This is a genomic window from Flavobacterium bizetiae (genome assembly GCF_902804475.1).
Taxonomy (GTDB): Bacteria; Bacteroidota; Bacteroidia; order Flavobacteriales; family Flavobacteriaceae; genus Flavobacterium; species Flavobacterium bizetiae.
Genome location: NZ_CADCSU010000064.1, coordinates 1 through 16,953, shown reverse-complemented (window position 1 = coordinate 16,953; position 16,953 = coordinate 1). Strand labels below are relative to the sequence as shown.

Here is a 16,953-nt window from a genome sequence, read left to right as displayed (position 1 = left end):
ATAAAAATATCAATTCTTTGGTAGGGTAATCTACATCAAGGCTGTTTTACTATTGAACCTTATCAAAACAGAAAGATGCCCTCATTACAATACTTGATAATCTGCCATCACGGTAACTTTTTTTATGACAGCTCGTAATAATAAAATCATTGCACGAAATCAATATCAAAAGCACACGTGTCTCCCTGATATATAACAAAATACTTTACTCAACAGGTAAAGAATATTTCCCACTTTTTATAAACTAAATTAAATACAAATGAAATTAAAACAACTAAAATTCGCTTTCGTTGCTCTGGCAGCAACAACCCTTTTTGTAAGCTGTAGTAATGACAAGGATAGTGATACTCCTGCACCGGAAGTAAAAAAAGAAATTGGTCTTTCAACAAGTGCAACCCTGGGTTCTTATCTATCGGATAAAAACGGAAAATCTTTATACTTTTTTGCAACAGACGCAAAAGGACAAGCATCTTGCACAGGAGGATGTGAAGCGGTATGGCCTCCATTTTATGTAGATAATTTTACTGCTGATAAATTAGCCACAGGTTTAACATTTTCAGATTTTGCCACTATAACCACTACATCAGGCAAAAAACAATTAACCTACAAAGGATGGCCATTGTATTACTACGCACCAAGTGTAAACGGAACCAACACACCCGAAACTGCGGGGCAAACAACAGGAGACGGAGTTGGCGGTGTTTGGTTTATAGCAAAACCCGACTATTCTATTATGATCGTAAGAAGTCAGCTTGTAGGTCATGATACAAAAAATTACAAATCTGATTATACTGTTGGCGATGGTCTTACAACCTATTTTACAGATGCAAAAGGACTGACATTGTACACTTTTAAAAACGACAATTTCAAGAAAAATAATTTCACAAAATCGGACTTTTCAAACAATGCTGTTTGGCCAATATACGAAACAGACAAAATCGTTGTTCCTTCTATTCTTGATAAATCTAAATTTTCTGTAATTACAGTATTTGGTAAATCTCAATTGGTTTACAACGGTTGGCCTTTGTATTATTTCGGACAAGATGCTTCTGTAAGAGGTGCCAATAAAGGAATTAGTTTTCCTAGCCCGGGTGTTTGGCCAGTGCCTGTAAAAGATTCGCCACTTGCGATCTAAACATAATATTCACCTCAATATTATTTATGTGTTTATATAACACACTCTTTTTCAAATTAGCCCAGTATGCTTTTGGGCTAATTTGATTTTTTTTTTACAAAATAACTTTTTCGGGTAGGGTAATTTTCATCAAAGCTGTTTTACTATAGAACCTCATCAAAACAATAAATATGAAAAGAAAAAAAATAGCATTTGTAATTGCAGCCCTGTTGATAATAGTCTCGGCCGGCATTTATTTTTATTACGGTTTTCTCTTTAAAGAAGCACGTAACATACAATCCGAGATGCCTGATTATACTATATCGGCAACAAAATTACTTGAAGAATATAATGCTGATCCTAAAAAAGCAGACCAATTATACCTCAACAAAACCATTGAGATAACCGGTATCGTCACAAAAGAAACTGACTCTGTTCTTATACTCGAAAATACTGTTTTTTGTCTGTTTTCTCAAAAAGTTAAATCTGCACTTATCAATAATAAAGTAACGGTTAAAGGCAAATGTATTGGCTACGACGAACTGTTTCAGGAAGTTAAAATAGACCAATGCACCATTAATAAATAAACAACCCAATTAATCTATTTATGAAAAAATTTCTAGTTCCAATCTGCTTTTTTTTAGTTACGATGGCATATTCACAGGATGATTTGCTAAAAAGCCTTGATTCTACTCAGATACAAGACAGCTATTCGACAGCAACTTTCAAAGCTTTACAGCTGGTAACCTTACAGACCACAAAAATGCCTGCCAAAAAAGAATTCTATTTTGTGGTTTCACATCGTTTTGGAACTGTTAAAGATGGTTTTGAAAGTTTTTTTGGTCTTGATAATGCCACTACAAAACTTGGTGGAATTTACGGAGTAACTGACTGGTTATCGGTTAGTCTTTCCAGACATACTTTGAATAAAATGTATGAAACCGGAGTAAAATACCGAATGGCAAGACAAAGCAATAGTTTCCCCCTGGATATTGTTGGATACAGTGTTGCGGATATTAACACATTTTTAGAAAAAGATCAATATCCGGGATTAGAATTCAAAAATCGCATGACTTATGTACAGCAATTATTGATATCCAGAAAAATAGGAGAAAAATTATCCTTAGAATTAGTTCCGTCATTTGTTCACAAAAATCTTTACAATCCTGACATAGAAAGAGACAATCAATTTTCTTTTGGAGGAGGCGGCCGCTATAAAATCACCAAACGATTATCTGTGAATTTAGAGTACATGCACAATTTTGACAAACCCGAGTTTTACAAAAATCCATTATCGGTAGGTCTTGATGTCGAAACCGGCGGACATGTTTTTCAACTCATCTTTACCAATTCACAATCAATGAGCGAGAGCGGATATCTTACCAATGCATCAGGAAATTGGGGCAAAGGAGATTTCTTTTTCGGATTTAACCTCTACCGAGTATTTTAATAACTACAAATAACCAAATTATGAAAAAAGCAATAGCATTGACAATTTTACTGGCTGCATTTACCAGCTGTAGCGATTCTGATACTTATCAGGATATCGAAAAGAAGCCAGAAACAGAAAATCCTCCAACAAATCCAACAGATCCCACTACCCCAACTACTATTACTTATACTAAGAATGTAAAATCAATTATTGATGCTAATTGTATCAGTTGTCATCAAAATGGAAGATCTGCATCTTTTAAACCATTAACAACTTACGCTGAAGTTAAAGCCGCTGTTGAAAATGCAGGTTTATTAAACCGAATTCAGTTGCAAAATGGTCAGCAAGGTATTATGCCTCAAGGAGGAAGAATGTCTCAGACCAATATTGACCTAATTGTAAAATGGAATACTGACGGACTTAAAGAAAACTAAATATTATGAAAAAAACAGTTATTAATTTCCTGGCTTTAGTATTGATTTTTGTAGCAAGTACAAATGTATGTGCGCAAAAATTAATCACTAAAACAGGTAGTATAAAATTTCAGGCCTCAGTGCCTTCTTATGAAGAAATTGCTGCCGAAAACAAAAGTGTATCTGCCGTTTTAGAGCAATCAACCGGAGATTTAGCAGCATTGGTTCTTATCAAAGGTTTTCGCTTTAAGGTTGCTCTAATGGAAGAACATTTTAATGAAAACTACATGGAATCTGAAAAGTTCTCCAAAGCTACTTTAAAAGGTAAAATAGACGATTTCGACATTTCGACTGTTACTAATAGCCCTAAAAATTTCACTTTAAAAGGAGATCTTACTATTCACGGAAAAACAAAACCTGTTACTGTGATTATCAAAATTTCGAAAGCTGCTAACGGAGTAAATGCTAGTGGCTCATTTGAAGTAAAACCGGAAGATTTTGATATCGAAATACCAAGCCTTGTTAGAAAAAAAGTTGCTGATAAAATAAAAATCACCTACAATTTTTTATTGGTCAAGTAACTTCATTTGATACAATAAAATTATTTAGATAATAGAATTCATCCACTAGTATTAACAAAACCAATCTTTTTTTGATCTTAAAGATCACTAAACATGACTAATGTTGTGAGGTCAGTTTCGTGTAAGCTGGCCTCTTTTTTTACTCCTAAATATATTAAAATGATCTGCAAAAATTATGTTGTTTCGGGAGAAGATGTAAATGATCATATGGTTATGGAAGATAGTGCCTACATTTCATACACACTACGATTATTATATCATTTTCTATTTTATAATGGAGTTTCAAAAGAAAAACTTAATGGGCTGCATGTTGAATTACAAGAAGGAAATCAGGTATTAGTTTTTCATAAAAACCTAATGTTTACAGAACCATTTTTTATTGAACTCAAACATTGTCATATAAATGATAAAATAAACATTAAAAGCTGCTTTTTCAACTCAAAAAATGAATGCTGCGCAGAAATTACCAAAGAAGTCGAATGGGTTGATTCTATTCTTAAAGAAATCATTCCGGCGCCAAAACAAATTTTAAAGCGTTTTGATCACAAAAGTATTCGAACTTTCGACCGTCCCGATTAGAAATCGGGATTATCTATCCAGATAAGCTATTTCTTCAATTCATTTATTAATTTTTCAACTCTAACCCTACTTTTCCACTTCTTGACTTCCAATTCACGTTTATAAGCCAATGATTTCGTTTCAAATTCTTCAAAATAAATTACAATCCAATCTTTTGCTTTTCCTGTGAATCCTGAATGATTTGATAAATGTTTACGTAGCCGTTCATCTAAACCTTCAGATGTATGACCTATATAATATTGATTTAATGTGCTTGAGTATAAAATGTAGAAAAAGTTCATATCAATTTTTATTAAATTATTTTAAACAAAAAAAGCCACTCATTTGAGTGGCTTTTTTGTAATGAACGAAGAAGGATTCGAACCTTCGACCGTCCCGATTGGAAATCGGGATGCTTTATCTAGTGAACGCAGAAGGATTAGAACCTTCGACCGTCCCGATTGAAAATCGGGATGCTCTATCTAGCTGAGCTATGCGTTTAAGCCATTTCAGTATAAAACAAAAAAACCACTCGATTTGAGTGGCTTTTGATGTGAACGCAGAAGGATTCGAACCTTCGACCGCCTGCTTAGAAGGCAGGTGCTCTATCCAGCTGAGCTATGCGTCCATTTAATTTAGTGTAACTAAATCGCGCTAGTTAAAACAAAAAAGCCACTCGCTAGAATGGCTTTTTATGTGAACGCAGAAGGATTCGAACCTTCGACCGCCTGCTTAGAAGGCAGGTGCTCTATCCAGCTGAGCTATGCGTCCATTTTTCTTTAACTTAACCTTCTGATCGTCCCGATTAGAAATCGGGATGCTCTATCCAGCTGAGCTATCCGTCCATTTGTTTTAAAACTTTATGGCAAAGTTTTCGTCGGGGTGGCAGGATTCGAACCTGCGGCCTCCTGCTCCCAAAGCAGGCGCGATAACCGGGCTACGCTACACCCCGAGCTTTAATTTTAAATTTTGTATCTGCCTTAATCTAATTAAAATTAGAAACAAATACTTGGGTAAAGCTGAAACCCAAAAAGCAAATTATTAAGCGGAGAGACAGGGACTCGAACCCTGGCGACGGTTACCCGTCGACAGATTAGCAATCTGCTCCATTACCGCTCTGGCACCTCTCCAAGCTCAAGAAACGTGTTCTGTTTTGCGGTTGCAAATGTAAGACAACATTCCATATCTCACAACTATTTCAGCGCTTTTTTTTCACTTTTTTCAATCTTTTTTTTAAACCGCTTAACAATCAAACAAATAGAATTAACAAAAATTTCATATTAAATTTAAAATCCAATCGAATTGCCCCAAAATTTGAATTTATTCAAATAAAGAGTAAATTTGCTTGATTAACTAATATTAACAGAAAATGAACAAAAGAGTTGTTATCGTTTCTGCCGTTAGAACACCTATCGGAAGTTTCATGGGAGGTTTATCTACCGTACCCGCACCAAAATTAGGTGCTGCCGCTATAAAGGGAGCACTACAAAAAATTAACCTTGACCCAAAATTAGTTGATGAAGTATTCATGGGAAATGTGGTACAAGCCGGAGTTGGACAAGCACCAGCGCGTCAGGCTGCACTTTTCGCAGGACTTTCTGAAGAAGTTGCTGCAACTACAGTAAACAAAGTTTGTGCTTCAGGAATGAAAGCTGTTATGTTTGCTGCTCAGACAATCGCTTGTGGCGATGCTGAAATTGTAGTGGCCGGAGGAATGGAAAACATGAGTTTAATTCCGCATTACGTGCAAATGCGTAACGGAACTAAATTTGGCCCGGCAACAATGCTTGACGGAATGCAAAAAGATGGTTTGACAGATGCTTACGATAACAACGCAATGGGAGTTTGCGCTGACTTATGTGCAACTGAATACAACATCAGTCGTGAAGAACAAGACAATTTTGCTATTCAGTCTTATGAAAGAAGCGCAAAAGCATGGGAAGCCGGAAAATTCGACAACGAAATTGTTTCTGTAGAAGTTCCGCAAAGACGTGGCGAACCAATCATTGTTTCTAAAGATGAAGAATATACCAATGTAAAATTGGACAAAATCCCTTCATTAAGCGCAGTTTTTACAAAAGACGGAACCGTAACGGCCGCAAATGCCTCGACAATCAATGACGGAGCTGCAGCTTTAGTTTTAATGTCTGAAGAAAAAGCAATCGCATTAGGATTAAAACCCCTGGCCTACATAAAAAGTTATGCAGATGCAGCTCAGGAACCAAAATGGTTTACTACGAGTCCGGCAAAAGCATTACCAAAAGCATTAGACAAAGCAGGAATTACAATTGGCGATGTTGATTATTTCGAATTCAACGAAGCATTTGCCGTTGTTGGATTAGCCAATTCAAAAATTCTTAATCTTGATAACGATAAAGTAAACGTAAATGGTGGTGCAGTATCATTAGGTCATCCTCTTGGATGTTCGGGAGCCAGAATCATCGTAACTTTGCTAAATGTTTTAGAACAAAACAATGCTAAAACCGGAGCTGCTGCAATTTGCAATGGTGGCGGTGGAGCATCAGCAATTGTTATCGAAAGAGCTTAAATAATATTACATTAGGAGTTATTTGAAACAAAATAACTCCTAATTTCTCAACTAATACATTACCTAAATGTTCGGAATTTGCAATCTAGCCATAGTACCCGTTCGATCTGAGCCAAGTGACAGAAGTGAAATTGTCACACAACTTTTGTTTGGCGAACACATCGAGATTTTAGAACGCCAAAATCAATGGGCCCGAATAAAAATACAATACGATGACTACGAAGGTTGGGTAGATTCGAAACAATATCAGGTAATTTCTGAGGCAAATTACAATCAGCTAAGCAATGACGCCATTATTCTTAATGCCGATTTGATTGATTATATCAGTGCGCCCGAAAATTTATTATTACCAATTCCGCTTGGTGCATCCTTATCTTTTTTGAATAATAGCGAAATCAATACTTCAAACTTTGATTTCGAAGGCACAAAAACAAGTGGCATAAAACCTAAAAGCGCCTTAATAAGCACTGCTTTTATGTATTTAAACGCACCTTATCTTTGGGGCGGAAAAACACCTTTTGGTATTGACTGTTCCGGTTTTACCCAAATGGTTTACAAACTAAACGGATACAAAATACACCGCGATGCCTCGCAACAAGCTCTTGAAGGAGAAGCTTTAAGTTTTATTGAAGAAAGCGAAGCAGGAGATTTAGCCTTTTTTGACAACGACGAAGGAAACATCATTCATGTAGGCATTATTATGGACAACAATTACATCATTCACGCAAGTGGAAAAGTCCGCATTGATCGTTTAGACCATTTAGGAATCTACAATCCAGAAACAAACAAACACACCCATAAATTAAGAGTAATCAAAAAGATTATTTAAACACGAATCCAATTAGCTCAAATTAAAAATCCTTTTAATCTGTGGCTAAAAAAATCCGCAGCAATCCGTGTTTTCGCTTGCGAATCTGCGCCATCCGTGTACCATTACTAAGCGCTGATTCGTATTACTTTTCTAAACTCAGAAGGACTATTCCCTCTCTGTTTCTTAAAGAATTTATTAAAATGACTTTCATCCGTAAAACCAAATTCGTACGCAATTTCATTAATACGTTTATCACTAAACTGCAAACGATGCTCGATCAGTTTAGTTTTATAATTACTAATATATTGCTGCATCGTTTCGTTAGCGTGTTTCTTAAAATAACGTCCTAAATACGTATTCGAGATTCCAAAATAATCACTAATCGATTCTGCTTTAATTCTTTCAGGATAATAAATATTATTCTGAATATATTGCAAAATATCCATCGCTTTCGCTTCACAACCAATATTTACCTGCTCCGGCAAATACTTCGCAATATTGCGCGCCACAATAATAATCAAGGTATTCACCAATTGCTGAATCAATTCCTTATTATACACATCCTTATCCTGGCGTTCGCGAATAATTGCTTCAACCATCACCTTTACCAAGCATTTATCAGCCTCATTCTTCAGGATACAACCCGGCTGATGATTTGCATTTTGAAGAATATATTCTAAACGCTGAATATTCTCATTCTGCAAACTCGAATTCTTCAAATAAATATCATTAAACCTTAAAAAGAAAAACTTTGTTTTCGTTTCAATTGTAAAATTATGGCAATCCTCAGGCGTCAATAAAAACATATGTCCCGCATCATATTCAAAAATATTTTTGTTGATGCACTGCCTTCCCGTTCCCTCTAAAATATAAACCAGTTCAAAGAAATTATGACGATCACCCACATCCGGATATTCATCTAAAGTCTCAAAAGAAACAGTAAAAGGCTCGTATAAATTTTCTTTTTTCATGATACACTTTATTAATTCGGCTACAAAATTACATAAAAAAGACAAATATATACAACTGAACAGTCGTAAATATGGTATAATTTTGCCAAACAATTTTTAAGCATTAAAATATAAGATTATGGAATATAGAAAATTAGGCAATACTGAACTTGAATTATCAACTATTACATACGGTGCATTTGCCATTGGCGGAAACATGTGGGGCGGAAACGAAAAGAAAGATTCAATCGACTCTATTCACGCATCAATCGATCACGGCGTTACCACAATCGATACTGCTCCTTTCTACGGATTCGGACTAAGCGAAGAAATGATTGGAGAAGCTTTAAAATCAAAAGATCGTTCAAAAGTACAATTGTTAACCAAATTTGGTTTAGTTTGGGACGGAAGCAATCAAGGCAAAGGAGAATTCTTCTTTAATGCCGAAGACAACGGAAAAAAAATCCCAGTTTACAAATACGCATCAAAAAGCAACATCATAAAAGAAGTCGAAGAAAGCTTAAAACGCCTTCAAACCGATTATATCGACTTATTACAAATTCACTGGCCAGACTCCACTACTCCAATTCAGGAAACTATGGAAGCTTTAGAAACCCTTATTCAACAAGGAAAAATCAGAGCAGCCGGAGTTAGTAATTATAGTGCAGACCAAATCAAAGAAGCACAAAAAACAATTCAATTAGCATCAAATCAAGTTCCGTTTAGTATGCTGAACCAAGCAATTCAAACCGATTTAGTTCCGCTTACCATTCAGGAAAACATCGGGATCATTGCTTACAGCCCGATGGAAAGAGGTTTATTAACCGGAAAATATTTCACTCACAGCAAACTAAAAGACAATGATCACAGAAATGGATATTTCGGTCAGTTTGATCTTCAAAAAGTAAAAACTTTAGTCGAAGAATTAAGCTCGTTGGCCAACACAAAACATATTTCAATTTCACAATTAGTATTGCGTTGGACGACTCTACAAAAAGGAATTACCATTGTTTTAGCCGGAGCAAGAAACGCAGAACAAGCCATTTCAAACGCAAAAACATTAGATTTTGACTTATCAGTTTCTGAATTAGATTTCATTAATCAGGCAATTTCAAAACTTAAATAAAACTTATTTAAACACAAAGGGACAGAGCTTTTAGCAATCTTTAAAAGACGTTTCACTTGCATCAACAAACATAGTTTACGCAATCTTGTCATTTCGACGAAGGAGAAATCACACTCGGGATTCGACAAAGATTGTCGACATTCTTTATAGAGTTTCTAGTGCGATTCCTCGTTCCTCGGAATGACAAACTTTGAGAACTATGTATTTTAAAAAAATCTCAAAAATTAAATAATAACAATTTGGGCGTGTCCCAAGGGCCGGGCTATCCACTACAATCTTTTATGCCGAACACCGGCACAAAAGGATTTTCACTCCTATCCCTCACGCAACCCAGATTCATTAGAAAAAAAGTAAAATGAAGAAAATATTCATCATCAACGGAAGTCAAAATTTTGCGCATTCAGGCGGAAAATTCAATGAAACCGTTACCAACTGGACAATCGAATTCTTAAAAAACAGCAAGCAATTCGAAATCAAAACAACCGACATCAAACAAGATTTTGACTTAGACGAAGAAGTAGAAAAATTCGTTTGGGCAGACGTAGTAGTATATCATACACCCGTTTGGTGGTTTCAATTACCAAACCTTTTCAAAAAATACATCGACGACGTTTTCACTGCCGGACACAACAAAGGAATCTACAAAAGCGACGGAAGAACCAGAACAAATCCCGACATCAATTACGGAACCGGAGGACAATTACACGGACGTAAATATATGCTAACCACAAGCTGGAATGCACCAGCAACAGCTTTCACGCTTCCGGGAGAATTCTTCGAAGAAACATCTGTAGACGACGGAGCTATGTTTGGCTTTCACAAAATGAATAAATTTGTAGGTATGCAAAAATTAGACGGATTCCATTTTCACGATGTCGAAAAAGGTGCAACAGCCGAAAATATTGACATTTTTAAGGAAAACTATACCAATCACTTAGAACAAACCTTTAAAAATCTATAATTATGATCTCAATTACAGCAATTTTCAAAAGCAAACCAGAGAATATAGAACAAGTTCAAAGCATGTTAAATCATTTGGTTACCGAAACCAGAAAAGAAGCAGCTTGCATTCGTTACGACCTTCACCATGCTGATAATGTTTTTATTATCTGGGAAGAATGGAAAGATCAGCCAGGTCTTGACATACACAACAATCAGCCTTACTTACTGGATTTTATCGCTAAAAGCGAAAGTTTAGTTGCATCACCAATTCAGGTTTACAAAACAGTGCAAATACTATAATCAAGACAATGAGAGCACTACTAACTAATACTTACGAATCAGAATTCGTAAGCACTCAAATGGAGAAACCTACTCCTAAAAAAGGAGAAGTTTTAGTAAAAATACATGCAAGCGGCGTAAATCCAATCGATAACAAAATCAGACTTGGACTTTCGCCGTATGCATCACCGGTTTTACCAGCCGTTCTAGGAACTGACCTTGCCGGAGTAATCGAAGCAATTGGTGAAGGCGTTACAGAATTTAAAGTTGGTGACGAAGTCTACGGACTTGCCGGAGGTGTTTTAGGACTTCAGGGAACTCTAGCCGAATATACCGCCGTAGATGCTGATTTATTGGCCATAAAACCAAAAAATCTAAGCATGAAAGAAGCCGCAGGAGTTCCGCTAGTATTACTTACCGCCTGGGAAGGTTTGATTGACAGAGCCAGAGTACAAAAAGGCGACAAAGTTCTGGTTCACGCAGGAGCTGGAGGCGTTGGTCATATGGTAGTTCAGCTTGCCAAAAATCTTGGTGCCGAAGTTTATGCAACAGTTTCTGAGCAAAAAGCCGATTTTGTAAAATCATTTGGAGCAACTCCAATAGATAAAAATACTCCAGTTGAAGATTACGTAAATCAATACACAGACGGAGAAGGATTCGACGTTATTTACGACACGCTTGGCGGACAATCTTTTGATGATTCCTTAAAAGCCATTCGTCATTACGGTCAAATCGCAAGTTGTTATGCTTTCGGGACACATACTTTGGCAACAAGTTCGCTTCGTTCTGCAAGTATTCATGGTGTATTTGTATTACACCCGATGATTGGTAACGAAAGAAGAAAGCATCACGGTGATATCCTCAAACAAACCACAAAACTAATTGAAGAAGGAAAATTAAAACCTATCATAGATCCAAGAAAATTCACTCTTGACAATGCTATGGAAGCGCATAAAGCCGTAAGTGACGGTTCTTCTGTAGGGAAAATTGTTGTAGATATTGTTTAAGTTTAATTAGATTTTTTTCGCCACGAATTCACGAATTAATTTAAATGCTTTACGCATAGATTTTAAAAATAAAATTCGTGAATTCGTGGCAAAAAAATTACTTAATCCCGCCAAAAGCACCGAAACACATATTCTTGTGTAAAATTTCAACGCTTGTAAATCCAACTTTTTTCATTAAATCCAACTGGTAATTCATTGATCTTGGCGTATCTTCTTTCTCAATATAATCAAATACTTTCTGACGATATTCTGCACCGCCAATTCCTTCTAAATATTCACCGTAGCGCTGCCAGGTATATTCATTCAATAACTCCGTGTCCTGGGTAATCAAATCCGAAATCATAAAACATCCGCCTGGTTTTAACAATTTGAATATTTTAGCAAAAGTAGTTTCCCAATCCTGATCATCACGCAAATGGTGCAAAACTGCTCCCGCCAAAATAATATCAAATTGATTTTCCGGCAAATCGACTTCACGAATATCACCTTGCTTCACTTCTACCCTTCCATTCGTTGCCGCCGAAACTCTTTCAAAAGCTCGATCCAACATTGGCAAACTCAAATCGACCAAAGTTGAATTTAAATTCGGAACCTTAGACAACATCATTAAAGTATAATTTCCTGCACCACATCCAATATCTAAAACATTTGTAGCATTAGGAACAATTCTTTTAGAAGCTTCCGTAATTAATTCTAATGAAATCGTAGCGTCGATTGTTGCCACTTGTCCGGTTTCTAAATTTGAAAATCTTTCGACATCATTGTCAAATCGTTCTCTGATTTCTTCGATAGTTGATTTTTTCATAGTTTTTGTTTTTTTATTGGCCCACGGATGACACGGATTTAAACTGGTTTTCACAGATTTATTTTTTTATAAACTTTGCTTATTTTTTTGCCACAGATTCGATTGATTATACAGATTATCTTTAAGCATAATTTAAAAAATCGTTACAATCCTTTTAATCTGTGGCATAATTCTTTTTAGCGCATAGAAAAAATTAAAAATCCGCGCAAACCAGTTTAAATCCGTAAAACACGTGGGCCATCTTTTTTTTTATCAAAACTACCATTTTGATATATACTTCAAAAATACTTATTTTGTCAATTATTAATACTTAATAGGTATTTATGGAATTACGTCACTTGAAATATTTTTTGGCTGTAGCCGAAGAATTAAACTTTACCAAAGCCGCCGAAAAACTTTTTATTTCCCAACCTCCTTTGAGTCGACAAATCATCGAACTTGAAAATGAAATTCAGGCGAAGCTTTTCATCCGAAACAATAAAAAAGTCGAGCTCACCGAAGCAGGAAAATATTTCGAAAAGGAAATACGAGAACTTTTTCAGAACCTTGAACGCATTTCAGTAAAAACGAAAAAAATTGCCGAAAATGTATCCGGAGAATTCAGAATCGCTTATATCAGTTCAATTTATTCGGCTGTAATTTCAGATTTGATTAAACATCTGAAAACAGAATTCCCGTATGTCAATTTCAAATTATTTGAAGTCTCTACAACCAAACAAATCGACGCTTTAGAACAAGGCAAAATTGATTTAGGAATTATTCGTTCTCCTGTAAAATCACCTAAAATAAAATCGCAATTGTGGTTTCAGGACGGCTTTTCGGTGGTTTATAATAAAAGTATCATCCAAATTAATTCTGAAAAAGAAATCCCGGATCTTAAAGACGAAACCTTTGTGTTTTTCAATAAAGATTATGCACCACATTATCATGAGGTTTTACTGGAACTTTGCGCATTTTATGGCTTTACGCCAAAAGTAGTGCACGAATCCAACAACATCAATTCGATCGTACAATTGGTTAAAAATGGTTTGGGAATTTCGATTGTTCCTTCGAATATTGCCAAGAATAATCATGATCCTGAAATTGGTTTTATCGAATTAAAGAAAGTCAATTTATTTACGGATGTTTCGTTGATTACATCAAAAGAAGATGAATCTGAAATTACGAAACTAGCTGTTGAATTTTTATTGAATAAAAAGTAGTTGAAAGTGAGTTTATAATTTAATCTCGCAAAAACGCGAAGGCGCAAAGTTTTTTTATTATCTCAAATTTAAAAGTTTTTTTGAATTGTCTCCAGCTTTAGCTGGAGATATAAAAATTGAATTACAAAGGGCTTTAGCCAAACTATTACGAATTTGGCTAAAGCCAGCCTTATAAACTTAATTATTCACACATCCAGCTAAAGCTGGACGCTATTCAATTTAAAAACTTTGCGCCTTCGCGACTTTGCGAGATTCATAAAAAATCAAATTCGAAACAAATTCACAAATCATTTCATAATAAAGGAAATCCGTAAAAATTAAAATCAAAAGCTTTTTAAATTGCACTCAAGCAATAAAACAAAAAACAATTCGTGAATTTGTGGCTATAAAAAATCGTTACAATTTATCACACCTTATAATACGCTTAAAAGATAACTTTTAAATACCTTAGCAAATTATAATTCTACTAAATAAAATCAATAAAAATGGCAGAGCAATCTTCAATTCAGTGCCCAAATTGCGGAACAACTATCGACGTAAATGATATTTTAAAACATCAGCTGGAAGATAGTATTCGTAAAGAATTTCAACAAAAGGCAAATGCTCAAACCAAAGAATTAGAACTTAAAAACGAGCAATTCGAAAAAGCAAAAACCGAATTTGAAGCTAAAAAGAAGCATGAAAATGAACTTTTTGCTGAACGTTTAGAACGAGAAAAAAAGGTTGCCGAAAAAGAAATTACCGAAAAACTAAAAACAAAACTCGACGAAGAAAATAAAGACCGAATGCTGTTGATGGAAAAAGAACTTTCGGAAAAATCAGAAAAACTTCGCGAATTAAATAAAATGACGGGAGAAATTGCGAAACTTCAGCGTGAAAAACTGGAAATGAAAGAAGCCATCGAAGCCGAAGCTCAAAAGCAACTTAACGCAACTTTAGTTCTGGAGCGTGATAAAATTCGCAAACAGGAAGAAGAAAAAAACGAGCTAAAAATAAAAGAATACCAAAAACAATCTGACGACCAAAAGAAGTTAATCGAAGAAATGAAACGCAAGCAGGAACAAGGTTCTATGCAATTGCAGGGTGAAGTAATGGAATTAGCAATTGAAGAATGGCTGGCCAATAATTTCCCGCTTGATAGTATCGACGAGATTAAAAAAGGAGCAAACGGAGCAGATTGTCTTCAGGTGGTAAATACCAGGGAATTGCAGAATTGTGGTTCGATTTACTACGAAAGTAAACGTACAAAAGCTTTTCAGCCTGCCTGGATTGAGAAGTTTAAAAACGATATTAGAACTAAAAGAGCCAATATTGGAGTTTTAGTTACCGAAGTAATGCCTGCGGGAATGGACAGAATGGGAATGCGTGACGGAATCTGGATTTGTACGTATGAAGAATTTAAAGGTTTGAGTAACGTTTTACGTCAGTCTTTGATTCAGGTAAGTCAGGCTGTTCAGGCACAGGAAAACAAAGGCGATAAAATGTCGATGTTGTATGATTTCTTGACGAGCAACGAATTCCGTTTGCAAATTGAAGGAATTGTGGAAGGTTTTACGCAAATGCAAGGCGATCTTGATGCCGAAAAAAGAGCGATGCAGCGTATTTGGAAACAACGCGAAAAACAAATCGAAAAAGTGGTTCACAACACTTTAGGAATGTACGGATCGATTCGTGGTATTGCCGGAAATGCTGTGCAAACTGTTCGAGCTTTAGAACTTGATTTTATTGAGGAAGATAAAGAAGATCCTAAAGAATTACTGGAATAGCAACGTGAAATGGCACGCGGATTATACGGATTCGCTAACGCGAAAACGTAGATTTGCACTGATTTTTTTTATTTAATGATACAAAAAAGTTTCCGACGTATCGGAACCTTTTTTATTAATTTCCTTTTTTGAAAACCATTGTTGGCCCAAACTGATTTGAAAGCGATAACTTATCATGATCGATAGAGTAATTTGTTGTCGTTTTTAAAAGCTTAACAAACTCTTCTTCTTTTTTAGCTGTCGAACATTTTTTATTTTCTGATGTAAGATTTAAAAACTGAATTTCTTTTGACCCTTTAGACAATAAATTTCCGTTGATCGCATTACATCCCGTTGAGCCACTAAAAGTGGATGATTTTACCTCAATCTTTGGAGTGCTTTTCTGAAAATCATTTTGAGCAATTTTCTTTCCGTTTAACTCTTCCAAAATCCAGGTTTGTTGTAGTTTCTTTTCTATTGTTTTTGAATTAATACTTGTGGTTGAATTTCCCTCTTTTGTAGATTTACAACTGTAAGTCAACGATACAGCTATAAATAGCATTAAAATCCTTTTCATGTAAAATTTTATTATAAGTTTTATTTTACAAAAATAATTTTACAGAATAGTATAAAAGGAAGCTACAAGTTATTATTTCATCACATTAAGACATATTTTATTCGTTACAATTTTAATCTACTTTTCTAAAAACTAAAAGTTTTGCCGAAGGATTAGACAACGTTAACCTGTTATCGCCAATAGAATATGTAGTGGTACTTTGCAGCGCTTTAATAAACTGATCTTCTTTGTTTCCCGGTGCACAAGCCATCATAGTCGAAACTACTTTTGAAAATCGAAGTAGATCTTTTTCATAAAAAATACTGCCACTGATCGCATTACAACCGCCAAACCCCACAAATTTATTTTCTGATGAATTGATTTCAATTCTTGGTAATTCCTTTTGAAAATCAGTGATAAAAACCTTAAATCCGTTTAATTCTTCCAGAACCCATATATCATGAAGGCGATAATCGGTATTATAATTTCCGCAGCCGTTTAGTTTTGTAAAAATAAGTTCGGAGTTATTTTTAATTTCAACTGAAACTTTATAAGGAGAAATTGCTCCGGACATCGAGTTTTGACATTCTAATTGCTGAATCATAATTGTTGCAGTAGAAGTTTCATTACTTACTTTGTACATTTTTATATTAGCATCCATTGCCCTTATTACTTCGGTTGCGGGAAAAGTAAGTTTTTCTTTTCCGGAAATTAAAGAAGTAAACTCAATATGCTCATTTCCCAATTTTATTCCCCAAAAAGGCTCATTTCCCGTTCCTGTAAAATAATATTTCATCTGATCTTCCTGAGTTCCATATTCAGAAGTAGTTGTTGTGGTATCTGAACTTTTGCTGGCTGTAGATTTACAACTTACTATTAATGAT

The 16,953-nt window shown here is 35.2% G+C and carries 19 protein-coding genes and 5 tRNA genes; 14 read left to right on the top strand and 10 right to left on the bottom strand.

From position 1 onward, the window contains the following. Positions 1–259 precede the first annotated feature (259 nt). From FLACOL7796_RS06760 to FLACOL7796_RS06735, 6 genes are all read left to right on the top strand, one after another. On the top strand, positions 260–1,135 hold the full coding sequence (locus FLACOL7796_RS06760; RefSeq protein ID WP_173970050.1) for a COG4315 family predicted lipoprotein: 876 nt from the start codon (positions 260–262) through the stop codon (positions 1,133–1,135). A 170-nt stretch (positions 1,136–1,305) separates the two neighbouring features. Next, positions 1,306–1,701, top strand: a complete 396-nt coding sequence (locus FLACOL7796_RS06755) for an OB-fold protein (protein WP_173970049.1) — start codon at positions 1,306–1,308, stop codon at positions 1,699–1,701. A gap of 20 nt (positions 1,702–1,721) precedes the next feature. After that, positions 1,722–2,564 (top strand): DUF5777 family beta-barrel protein, encoded by an 843-nt coding sequence (locus FLACOL7796_RS06750; protein ID WP_173970048.1) that lies wholly within the window; start codon positions 1,722–1,724, stop codon positions 2,562–2,564. 20 nt (positions 2,565–2,584) lie between these two features. Further along, entirely contained in the window at positions 2,585–2,980 is a 396-nt protein-coding gene (locus tag FLACOL7796_RS06745; protein ID WP_173970047.1) for a c-type cytochrome, read from the top strand. Between the two features lie 5 nt (positions 2,981–2,985). After that, positions 2,986–3,540 (top strand): YceI family protein, encoded by a 555-nt coding sequence (locus FLACOL7796_RS06740; protein ID WP_173970046.1) that lies wholly within the window; start codon positions 2,986–2,988, stop codon positions 3,538–3,540. Positions 3,541–3,699: 159 nt separating this feature from the next. Continuing rightward, entirely contained in the window at positions 3,700–4,119 is a 420-nt protein-coding gene (locus tag FLACOL7796_RS06735) for a hypothetical protein (RefSeq protein ID WP_173970045.1), read from the top strand. Between the two features lie 26 nt (positions 4,120–4,145). Here FLACOL7796_RS06735 and FLACOL7796_RS06730 read toward each other — a convergent pair whose 3' ends face one another. The 6 genes from FLACOL7796_RS06730 to FLACOL7796_RS06705 all read right to left on the bottom strand — a co-directional run bounded on the left by FLACOL7796_RS06730 (position 4,146) and on the right by FLACOL7796_RS06705 (position 5,228). Further along, complete coding sequence (locus FLACOL7796_RS06730) at positions 4,146–4,400, bottom strand: GIY-YIG nuclease family protein (RefSeq protein ID WP_173970044.1); 255 nt, start codon at positions 4,398–4,400, stop codon at positions 4,146–4,148. A 126-nt stretch (positions 4,401–4,526) separates the two neighbouring features. Next, positions 4,527–4,599 (bottom strand) — tRNA-Glu (locus FLACOL7796_RS06725). Between the two features lie 53 nt (positions 4,600–4,652). Then, positions 4,653–4,726: transfer RNA gene (locus FLACOL7796_RS06720), tRNA-Arg, on the bottom strand. 69 nt (positions 4,727–4,795) lie between these two features. Continuing rightward, a tRNA-Arg gene (locus FLACOL7796_RS06715) sits at positions 4,796–4,869 on the bottom strand. Positions 4,870–4,975: 106 nt separating this feature from the next. Next, positions 4,976–5,050 (bottom strand) — tRNA-Pro (locus tag FLACOL7796_RS06710). Between the two features lie 94 nt (positions 5,051–5,144). After that, positions 5,145–5,228 (bottom strand) — tRNA-Ser (locus FLACOL7796_RS06705). Positions 5,229–5,467: 239 nt separating this feature from the next. Between FLACOL7796_RS06705 and FLACOL7796_RS06700 the strand changes: the two genes are divergently transcribed. Both FLACOL7796_RS06700 and FLACOL7796_RS06695 read left to right on the top strand, forming a co-directional pair. Further along, positions 5,468–6,646 (top strand): acetyl-CoA C-acyltransferase, encoded by a 1,179-nt coding sequence (locus FLACOL7796_RS06700; protein ID WP_173970043.1) that lies wholly within the window; start codon positions 5,468–5,470, stop codon positions 6,644–6,646. Between the two features lie 67 nt (positions 6,647–6,713). After that, complete coding sequence (locus FLACOL7796_RS06695) at positions 6,714–7,475, top strand: C40 family peptidase (protein WP_173970042.1); 762 nt, start codon at positions 6,714–6,716, stop codon at positions 7,473–7,475. A 107-nt stretch (positions 7,476–7,582) separates the two neighbouring features. On the opposite strand, the gene FLACOL7796_RS06690 is transcribed toward FLACOL7796_RS06695, so the two are convergent. Then, positions 7,583–8,428 (bottom strand): AraC family transcriptional regulator, encoded by an 846-nt coding sequence (locus FLACOL7796_RS06690; RefSeq protein ID WP_173970041.1) that lies wholly within the window; start codon positions 8,426–8,428, stop codon positions 7,583–7,585. Positions 8,429–8,546: 118 nt separating this feature from the next. On the opposite strand from FLACOL7796_RS06690, the gene FLACOL7796_RS06685 reads away from it, so the two are divergent. The 4 genes from FLACOL7796_RS06685 (at position 8,547) to FLACOL7796_RS06670 (ending at position 11,761) form a co-directional block, all read left to right on the top strand. Beyond that, positions 8,547–9,533, top strand: a complete 987-nt coding sequence (locus tag FLACOL7796_RS06685; protein WP_173970040.1) for an aldo/keto reductase — start codon at positions 8,547–8,549, stop codon at positions 9,531–9,533. Between the two features lie 355 nt (positions 9,534–9,888). Next, the gene (locus FLACOL7796_RS06680) at positions 9,889–10,494 is read left to right on the top strand and encodes an NAD(P)H-dependent oxidoreductase (protein WP_173970039.1); all 606 of its coding nucleotides are present in this window, start codon (positions 9,889–9,891) and stop codon (positions 10,492–10,494) included. Positions 10,495–10,496: 2 nt separating this feature from the next. After that, on the top strand, positions 10,497–10,775 hold the full coding sequence (locus FLACOL7796_RS06675; RefSeq protein WP_173970038.1) for a putative quinol monooxygenase: 279 nt from the start codon (positions 10,497–10,499) through the stop codon (positions 10,773–10,775). Between the two features lie 8 nt (positions 10,776–10,783). Next, positions 10,784–11,761, top strand: a complete 978-nt coding sequence (locus FLACOL7796_RS06670; protein WP_197913316.1) for a zinc-dependent alcohol dehydrogenase family protein — start codon at positions 10,784–10,786, stop codon at positions 11,759–11,761. Positions 11,762–11,858: 97 nt separating this feature from the next. On the opposite strand, the gene FLACOL7796_RS06665 is transcribed toward FLACOL7796_RS06670, so the two are convergent. After that, positions 11,859–12,566: a class I SAM-dependent methyltransferase gene (locus FLACOL7796_RS06665; protein WP_173970037.1), complete on the bottom strand. Its 708-nt coding sequence runs from the start codon at positions 12,564–12,566 to the stop codon at positions 11,859–11,861. Positions 12,567–12,889: 323 nt separating this feature from the next. Here FLACOL7796_RS06665 and FLACOL7796_RS06660 point away from each other — a divergent pair, with 323 nt between their 5' ends. Both FLACOL7796_RS06660 and FLACOL7796_RS06655 read left to right on the top strand, forming a co-directional pair. After that, positions 12,890–13,768, top strand: a complete 879-nt coding sequence (locus tag FLACOL7796_RS06660) for a LysR family transcriptional regulator (RefSeq protein ID WP_173970036.1) — start codon at positions 12,890–12,892, stop codon at positions 13,766–13,768. Between the two features lie 485 nt (positions 13,769–14,253). Further along, positions 14,254–15,534, top strand: a complete 1,281-nt coding sequence (locus FLACOL7796_RS06655; protein WP_173970035.1) for a DUF2130 domain-containing protein — start codon at positions 14,254–14,256, stop codon at positions 15,532–15,534. Positions 15,535–15,649: 115 nt separating this feature from the next. Here the strand turns inward: FLACOL7796_RS06655 and FLACOL7796_RS06650 are convergent, their stop codons facing one another. Beyond that, on the bottom strand, positions 15,650–16,090 hold the full coding sequence (locus FLACOL7796_RS06650) for an META domain-containing protein (RefSeq protein ID WP_173970034.1): 441 nt from the start codon (positions 16,088–16,090) through the stop codon (positions 15,650–15,652). Between the two features lie 112 nt (positions 16,091–16,202). After that, complete coding sequence (locus FLACOL7796_RS06645; protein WP_232067308.1) at positions 16,203–16,946, bottom strand: META domain-containing protein; 744 nt, start codon at positions 16,944–16,946, stop codon at positions 16,203–16,205. Positions 16,947–16,953: the final 7 nt, after the last annotated feature.

Bases quoted from the DNA above. Each gene is read 5' to 3' on its own strand.
- FLACOL7796_RS06760 (WP_173970050.1), top strand. From the start codon at position 260: ATGAAATTAAAACAACTAAAATTCGCTTTCGTTGCTCTGGCAGCAACA.
- FLACOL7796_RS06755 (WP_173970049.1), top strand. From the start codon at position 1,306: ATGAAAAGAAAAAAAATAGCATTTGTAATTGCAGCCCTGTTGATAATA.
- FLACOL7796_RS06750 (WP_173970048.1), top strand. From the start codon at position 1,722: ATGAAAAAATTTCTAGTTCCAATCTGCTTTTTTTTAGTTACGATGGCA.
- FLACOL7796_RS06745 (WP_173970047.1), top strand. From the start codon at position 2,585: ATGAAAAAAGCAATAGCATTGACAATTTTACTGGCTGCATTTACCAGC.
- FLACOL7796_RS06740 (WP_173970046.1), top strand. From the start codon at position 2,986: ATGAAAAAAACAGTTATTAATTTCCTGGCTTTAGTATTGATTTTTGTA.
- FLACOL7796_RS06735 (WP_173970045.1), top strand. From the start codon at position 3,700: ATGATCTGCAAAAATTATGTTGTTTCGGGAGAAGATGTAAATGATCAT.
- FLACOL7796_RS06730 (WP_173970044.1), bottom strand. From the start codon at position 4,400: ATGAACTTTTTCTACATTTTATACTCAAGCACATTAAATCAATATTAT.
- FLACOL7796_RS06700 (WP_173970043.1), top strand. From the start codon at position 5,468: ATGAACAAAAGAGTTGTTATCGTTTCTGCCGTTAGAACACCTATCGGA.
- FLACOL7796_RS06695 (WP_173970042.1), top strand. From the start codon at position 6,714: ATGTTCGGAATTTGCAATCTAGCCATAGTACCCGTTCGATCTGAGCCA.
- FLACOL7796_RS06690 (WP_173970041.1), bottom strand. From the start codon at position 8,428: ATGAAAAAAGAAAATTTATACGAGCCTTTTACTGTTTCTTTTGAGACT.
- FLACOL7796_RS06685 (WP_173970040.1), top strand. From the start codon at position 8,547: ATGGAATATAGAAAATTAGGCAATACTGAACTTGAATTATCAACTATT.
- FLACOL7796_RS06680 (WP_173970039.1), top strand. From the start codon at position 9,889: ATGAAGAAAATATTCATCATCAACGGAAGTCAAAATTTTGCGCATTCA.
- FLACOL7796_RS06675 (WP_173970038.1), top strand. From the start codon at position 10,497: ATGATCTCAATTACAGCAATTTTCAAAAGCAAACCAGAGAATATAGAA.
- FLACOL7796_RS06670 (WP_197913316.1), top strand. From the start codon at position 10,784: ATGAGAGCACTACTAACTAATACTTACGAATCAGAATTCGTAAGCACT.
- FLACOL7796_RS06665 (WP_173970037.1), bottom strand. From the start codon at position 12,566: ATGAAAAAATCAACTATCGAAGAAATCAGAGAACGATTTGACAATGAT.
- FLACOL7796_RS06660 (WP_173970036.1), top strand. From the start codon at position 12,890: ATGGAATTACGTCACTTGAAATATTTTTTGGCTGTAGCCGAAGAATTA.
- FLACOL7796_RS06655 (WP_173970035.1), top strand. From the start codon at position 14,254: ATGGCAGAGCAATCTTCAATTCAGTGCCCAAATTGCGGAACAACTATC.
- FLACOL7796_RS06650 (WP_173970034.1), bottom strand. From the start codon at position 16,090: ATGAAAAGGATTTTAATGCTATTTATAGCTGTATCGTTGACTTACAGT.